The 6136-nt window shown below is 71.7% G+C and carries 8 protein-coding genes; all 8 read right to left on the reverse strand.

What is annotated here, in order from left to right; all coding sequences use genetic code 11:
- Nucleotides 1–1133 (reverse strand): hypothetical protein (locus KD1_RS15005; protein ID WP_217995907.1); only part of this gene is annotated, 1133 nt, incomplete at its 3' end.
- Nucleotides 1133–1525 (reverse strand): GPW/gp25 family protein, encoded by a 393-nt coding sequence (locus KD1_RS15010; protein ID WP_068403264.1) that lies wholly within the window; start codon nucleotides 1523–1525, stop codon nucleotides 1133–1135. The genes KD1_RS15010 and KD1_RS15005, both read right to left, overlap by 1 nt.
- Nucleotides 1522–1839, reverse strand: a complete 318-nt coding sequence (locus KD1_RS15015) for a hypothetical protein (RefSeq protein ID WP_068403266.1) — start codon at nucleotides 1837–1839, stop codon at nucleotides 1522–1524. Before KD1_RS15015 ends, KD1_RS15010 begins: the two co-directional genes overlap by 4 nt.
- 11 nt (nucleotides 1840–1850) lie before the next feature.
- On the reverse strand, nucleotides 1851–2381 hold the full coding sequence (locus KD1_RS15020) for a phage baseplate assembly protein V (RefSeq protein WP_068403268.1): 531 nt from the start codon (nucleotides 2379–2381) through the stop codon (nucleotides 1851–1853).
- Nucleotides 2378–3520: a hypothetical protein gene (locus tag KD1_RS15025; protein WP_068403270.1), complete on the reverse strand. Its 1143-nt coding sequence runs from the start codon at nucleotides 3518–3520 to the stop codon at nucleotides 2378–2380. The genes KD1_RS15020 and KD1_RS15025 overlap by 4 nt, the downstream gene beginning before the upstream one ends.
- The gene (locus tag KD1_RS15030; protein WP_068403274.1) at nucleotides 3513–3890 is read right to left on the reverse strand and encodes a hypothetical protein; all 378 of its coding nucleotides are present in this window, start codon (nucleotides 3888–3890) and stop codon (nucleotides 3513–3515) included. Before KD1_RS15030 ends, KD1_RS15025 begins: the two co-directional genes overlap by 8 nt.
- The gene (locus KD1_RS15035) at nucleotides 3890–4531 is read right to left on the reverse strand and encodes a hypothetical protein (RefSeq protein WP_068403272.1); all 642 of its coding nucleotides are present in this window, start codon (nucleotides 4529–4531) and stop codon (nucleotides 3890–3892) included. The genes KD1_RS15030 and KD1_RS15035 overlap by 1 nt, the downstream gene beginning before the upstream one ends.
- On the reverse strand, nucleotides 4528–6136 hold a 1609-nt coding region (locus KD1_RS15040), incomplete at its 5' end, for an eCIS core domain-containing protein (protein WP_157073398.1). The genes KD1_RS15040 and KD1_RS15035, both read right to left, overlap by 4 nt.

Consider the following 6136-nt stretch of genomic DNA (forward strand, 5'->3'; position numbering starts at 1 on the left):
TGGCTCGGGTCGGCGTCCTCCGCGCGACGGGTGGTCGGCGACACCTGCTCGCCCAGGACGAGGACGTCACCGGGGTGCAGCGTCGGGTGGTGGCCGCGCAGCGTCGCGGCGGTCGCCCCGCGCGGCAGGCAGCAGCCGAGCTCACCCCAGGTGTAGAACCGCAGGTCGTTGAGGTCGACGTCGAGGGTCGCCGCAGCGCTGGTCTCGAACACCGTCGGGCGCGCCTCCCGCGAGGTCCGGTCGGCCGGGGAGTCCGGCACGATGCGCGGCTCCAGCCCGGGCACACGGGTGATGAGCCGGGTCCCCGCCGGCAGCACGATGCCGGCGGAGTCGACCCGCACCTGCACCCAGGCCCGCGCACTGCAGCCCTCGCCGATCCGGTAGTCGACCAGCCGGGCGTGGCGTCGCAGCGACACCCGGCTGCGGGCCGTGCCGAGGTACGCCTCGGTCGTCACGGCATCCTGCCGGTAGGAGAGCTCGTCGGCGACGTAGGCGAGCATCTCGACGAGCGCGACCCCGTCATCGGCCGGGTTCCGCTCGGTCCACTCCGGCGCCAGCAGAGCCATCCGCTCGAGCATCAGCCGCCGGAAGCCCTGGTAGTCCTTGGCGAGGTAGTCGATCGCCGGAGCGGTGTGCGGCTCGGGAGGGCAGTCGTCCACCGGCGCGCAGTCGAAGTCGCTGGGGCACTCGACCTTGAAGGAGAACTCCACCTCGGCCAGCAGCGGGTCGACGTCCGCGGGTGGGGCGCTCGTGCCGGGCCCGGCCACGATCCGCAGCCGGTAGGGCGAGAAGTCGCCGCGGGCATCGGTGCGCACGACGAGCAGCCGGTCGAGGTCATCGAGTCCGGCCACGAGCGCCGCAGGAGTGCCGGGGGGCAGGTGGTCGCCGCGGGCCAGCCACTCCACGCCGATCCCGGTGATGCGCTCGCCGCCCTCGATGACCACGGCCAGACCGGTGACGTGGTTCGCGGCGTCGAGCGTCGGTGGCAGCAGCAGCCGGACGAACAGGGTGCGCTGGCGCAGGGCCTGGACGGGCTCCTCGGTGTCGTGCACCTCGAGGTACTCGATGCCGTTGAGCAGCCCGGCCTGGGCCACGGCCGTCAGCCTGCGCCGGCGGGTGCACGGGTAGCGCATCACGCACCTCCGCCCGGGGTCGTGAAGGTCGCGGTCTCGCGGGCGCCGGTGCGGCGGACCTGGTAGACGACGGTGACGACGAGCGCCCCCTCCGGCGCCGGTGCGGCACTGCCCATGCCCTCGGCCGCGACGTCGACCGACTCCACCGCGATGACCTCCCCGAGCGTGCGCTCCAGCGCGCCCTGCACGAGGTACTGCGCCGTCGCGGCGGCCGCCTGCCCGCCCGGCTCGAAGACCATGGCCAGCAGTCCGGCGCCGAAGTCGGGGCGCATGACCCGCTCCCCCGGAGAGGTGAGGAGCACCTGCTCGATGAGGTCGCGCACGTGGTCGTCCGCCGTGGTCGACGCCGTGCGCCCGGTGCCGTCGAGGTGCCACGGGAAGTCGATCGTCATGTCGCCACCACCCTCGGTTGGACGACGACGGGCATCATCGGCGTGCCCGTCGGGACGCATGTCGAGGTGCCGGATTGGATCGCCACCGGCACTCCCCCGGCGAGCACGCGGGTCGCTCCGACGAGCCACTGCCCGGTCGCGCACGGCGGCGAGCCGGTGCCGGTCAGGGCGCAGCCGGCGATGACGTAGGGCGTCGCGACCGTCACGACCGGTTGACCGCCGACGAGGACGCGGGCGAAGGGTGTCGTCGGGGTGGCCTGCCCGGCGTGCCCGCACAGGATGGTGGCGCCGAGGTGAACGATCGGTCCGGGCATGGGTGCCTCCCTCAGATCACCGTCAGGGCGCCGGCGTTGATCGTCACCGAGGGTCCGGTCATGACGATGGTGGCGCCCTTGCCGTTGCTGATGGTGATGCCGACGTCGCTGACCGAGATCATCGCGCCGGTCGTGGTCTTGAGCAGGATCCCGCCGGTCGGCCCGGGGGTGTCGCTGATGGTGATGCTGTTCTGCAGGGTGGTCTGGAAGGTCCAGCCGGAGACGCCGGGTGGCACGAGTCGCGCGGCGGCCGGGACATCGGCCGGGCTGTAGTAGCCACCGACCCAGATCGGGTGGTCGGGGTCGCCTCGCTCGAACTCCACCCACACCCCGGCGCCGATCGGCGGGACGGTGAACACCCCGTTCTGCACGCCGGTGACCGGGAAGCACGGCATGGCCCAGGACGAGGGCAGCGCGCCGGAGACGGCCGGGACCTCCACGAGGATCCGCCCCTGCTGCATCGGGTCGACGTTCTGGATGCACAGGCCGCGGTACTTGCCGTAGAACCGCTCAGGCTGGTTGGACTGCTCGGTCGGGCTCATGTCGACACCACCGGGGTCGTCGAGATCAGGGCGTTGCGGGCCAGAGTGAACGACTGCGTGTACGAGCCGCGCTTGATCTGGTGCGTCACCCGGGTCACGTAGTAGAGGCCGTTGTAGACCAGGCCGGCTCCGCGTACGCCGACGAGCTGGCGGGAGCGCAGTACCCGGCCATAGCGGGCGACGTCGAGTTGGCCGTGGGCGAAGACCGAGTCGCCGTGCTCGGCCGCGTGGGCGATACCGGTCATCACCGCCGCGAGCGGGTTGAGGTGGGCGGTGTCGCGCAGGTTGGTGAATTTGGGCGGCAGCGGCGGCACAGCCCCGAGGGGCGGGGTCAGCGGGGTGACGTCGGGGATCGGCAGCGTCAGCGGCACCTTGCTGAAGGGCTCCTGGATGGTGACGATCGGCATCTCCTTGCTCTCCTTGTCGAACGAGAAGCTCAGGGAGGTGACGTTGTCGTGCGCCGCGTCGAGACCGAAGTTGAGTGCCGGCTGCGCCGCGCCCACTCGAATCTCCGGGCCCCAATAGGCCTTGCTCACCCCGGGCACCGGGCCGGGGTCGATGTAGAAGACATGCCCGACCGACGCCGCGAGGGCCTTGACGTAGGCGTAGTCGGTGCCTTGGTGTCGCGGAATCCGGTCGGTCGGCAACGGGACGTCCTCGAGCAGGCTCGGGATGACCAGCGGCACGCACCCCAGCGCGGCGTACTTCGCCAGCGAGACGAGGGCTCGACCGGCCGGGGGCAGCGCGGGGTAGGGCAGGCCGTCGAGGGGCACGAGGTCCATGACGGCGGTGAGGTCCTTGCCCCGGACGCGCAGGGTGCCGCCGTCGCTGCCCGGGGAGAACTCGTGGTGGGTCATGACCCCATCCATGAGCACCTCGGTCGTCCCGGCCAGGCTCACCGCGATGACGACGCGCAGGAGCGGCACGTTGGCGCCCGAGGCCAGCAGGAAGAACGTCTCGAGCGGGGACTTCTTCGGCACCTTCAGCCTCAGGTCGAAGCCGCTCTGACTGTCACCCGATCCGCTCTCGACCGTGATCTCCTCGATCGCGTCGAGCACGAACGGCGGAGCGGGGATCGGCACGGCCGGGCCGGTGAACAGGTGTACCCGGACCGGGGGCGGGGCCAGGGCGCTAGGCATGGGAGGCTCCGGGGAGGTCGGGGCCCAGGGTGATCCGCAGTCGCCGGCCGGGCGGCTCCGTCATCCCGGCGGGGTCGAGGATCCCGTTGGCGTCGGCGATCCGCCACCACAGTTGGGGGTCGCCGAGGTAGCGGGCCGCGAGGAGGTCTCGGCGGTCACCCTCGGTGCAGGCGTGCTCACTCACCGTGGCGAACCGCTCCGGCGGTGGCACGAGCCGGCGGCGCAGGAAGGCGATGGGGACCGGCTCCTCGCCGGGGGAGGTGGCGGGTGTGTAGGTCGACGTGCCGACGTCGGCGTACCGGGAGGTCGCCGGCAGCGACGTCGTCGGCACGGCACCCGCGGCGAGCAGGGCGGCCAGTGGGTCGGTCATCACACGCCCTCGATTCCGAGTTGGGAGAGCGGCGGTGACCCGGCGCCCCGCGCGAGCGACTCGCGCCCGCGCAGGTAGCCCAGGTGCAGCGCTCCGCCGCGATGGTCGAAGCCGAGGTCGTCGACGGACAGGACGCGCATGCCCAGGGTGACTCGGGCCCGGATGGGGTTGAGGTGGGTGTCGAACGCCTCCTCGGTGATGGACAGGTCGGTGATCCGCACCGGCACGACCCGGCCCTTGCCCCAGACGAAGACGGTCAGCGGTGCCTGCATCGGCAGGACCTCGAGGACGCCGGCCCCGGCCAGCGCGTGGTTGGCCGTCATCTGGTCGGTCGTGGGTTGGATCAGGGTCTCGAGGGCGGCGAGTTGTGCGTGGATGCCCGACTGCGTGGCGGCGGGGTTCTGGTCGGGGAACTCGAGCCGGTCGGTCGCGTCGATCTCGGCCTCGAGTTTAAGCGTCTCGACCGCCGGCCCCGTCAGCCGCAGCGCCTGGGAGCGGTCACCGGTGTCGCCGGAGCCCTGCACCTTCAGGGTGCGGGTCAGGGTGTCCGGGTTGTACTGGAGCGCGATGGTGCGGGCCATGGCCCCGGTCACCGGGTCCACCTGCACGATGCCGCCCTTGACGAGACGCGGGGAGATCATGGCGTCGCGCCGCCCGTGGTCGGGATGAAGGAGGCCGGAACGACGCGGTGATTCTGGCCGGTGAAGTACGGCATGAGCTCGGCGAAGACCTGGTAGTCCCGGGGGCTGACGTACGAACCCGTTCCGAGGATGTCAGCCTTCTCGGTGGCGGTGACGCCGTAGGACGCCGCGTCGTTGGTGTCCCCGGCGATGTGCCCCAAGCCGAGCATGTGACCGAACTCGTGCTCGACCGGGGTCTGATCGATGTCCGACCTGACCGTGGTGTCGAGCGCGTCGAGCGTGGCCGTCTTGGCCCCACGGTTGACCGAACTCGTGGCGAACGACGTCGTGTACCCGACGTTGGCCGTGTAGTGCTGTCCCGACGAGACCGGACGCACCTGCACGCGCACGACCGTCCGGGGTGCCTGTGGGCCGGCTCCCTCGGGCACGAGGAAGTGCTTGAAACTCCAGCGATCGGTGACCTTCTCGACGAAGTCGTGCTGCCACTGCGTCTGCGCGGCCGGTGAGGGCCAGGCCTGGGGTGTGTTGACGAAGTTGAACCGGACCTTCATCACGGCGGTCAGCCAGTTGATCCTGCGGTCGAGCACGGCGTCCATGAGGTGGCCGCCTCGCCCGACATTGAAGCGCTCGTCCCGTTCAGCTCCGGGAGCCTGCGTCGGTGTGGCGCCCGTGCCGGCCGCCTGCCGGTGCAGCACCGGCGCAATGGCCGATCGCCGACCGGCCCCGCCCTGCTGGACAACATGCGCCAGCTCGTGTGCCAACAGGTGGTCGCCCTCGGGCGAGCCGGGGCGGTACTCCCCCGGCGCGAAACCGACGTGCTGGCCGAGGGTCCACGCGCGGGCGCGCACACCCAGCGCCGCCGCCTGGCCGGCCGCGTCATCGTGCAGGCGTACTGCGGAGAAGTCCTGACCGAACCGCCCCTCCATCCGTCGACGCACCGATGGGTCGAGCGCCCGGCCGGGGCTGGCCTGCGCAGTCGCCACGCTTGCGGTGTCGAACTCACCGACCCCCGCGGAGTCACTCTCCGAACCGGCCGGCTCCCGCTGAACCGAGCCCTCCTTGCCCATCGCGCTCGACGACGCTCCGCCCCCGAACGTCAGGGTCAGGCCGACGAACGTCGGAGCATTGAGCGGACCGTCGATCTTCACCTGCGCCGAGACACCGGCCAGCGCCGGGTGGATGCCGCCGAGCGGCACCGCGGGCAGTGGGAGGGGCAACGGTTGCTTCGCCGCGGCCAAGCCGGTCAGCGCTCCGCCCGCCAGCAGCGCGCCCGTGCCGATCCCCAACGGGGTCGTGAAGAACTTCGTCGTCGTCTTGATCAGTGGGTCAGCCAGGACGAGTTCCTTGACCTTCTTGCCCGCGTCCGTTTCTAGCGCGGCCTCAACCACCTTGCCGGCCGCCTCGGTGTACTTCTCCTTGTCGTCCTTCTTCTCGGCCGGTTTGGCGGTCTCCTCGCGATGGACCGGCGCGGTGGTCGCCACCGACCCGAAGGACCAACCGGCCACGCTCCCGCCGCGCGCCACGACGTCGGCCGCGGCGTGGGCCTGCACCTCGGCCGGGTCGTGCGGGTGCGATACCCGGAGCGCCGTGCGGTCGCCGCGGGTC

This window comes from Kribbia dieselivorans NBRC 106261, from assembly GCF_001552435.1.
Lineage (GTDB): Bacteria > Actinomycetota > Actinomycetes > Actinomycetales > Dermatophilaceae > Kribbia > Kribbia dieselivorans.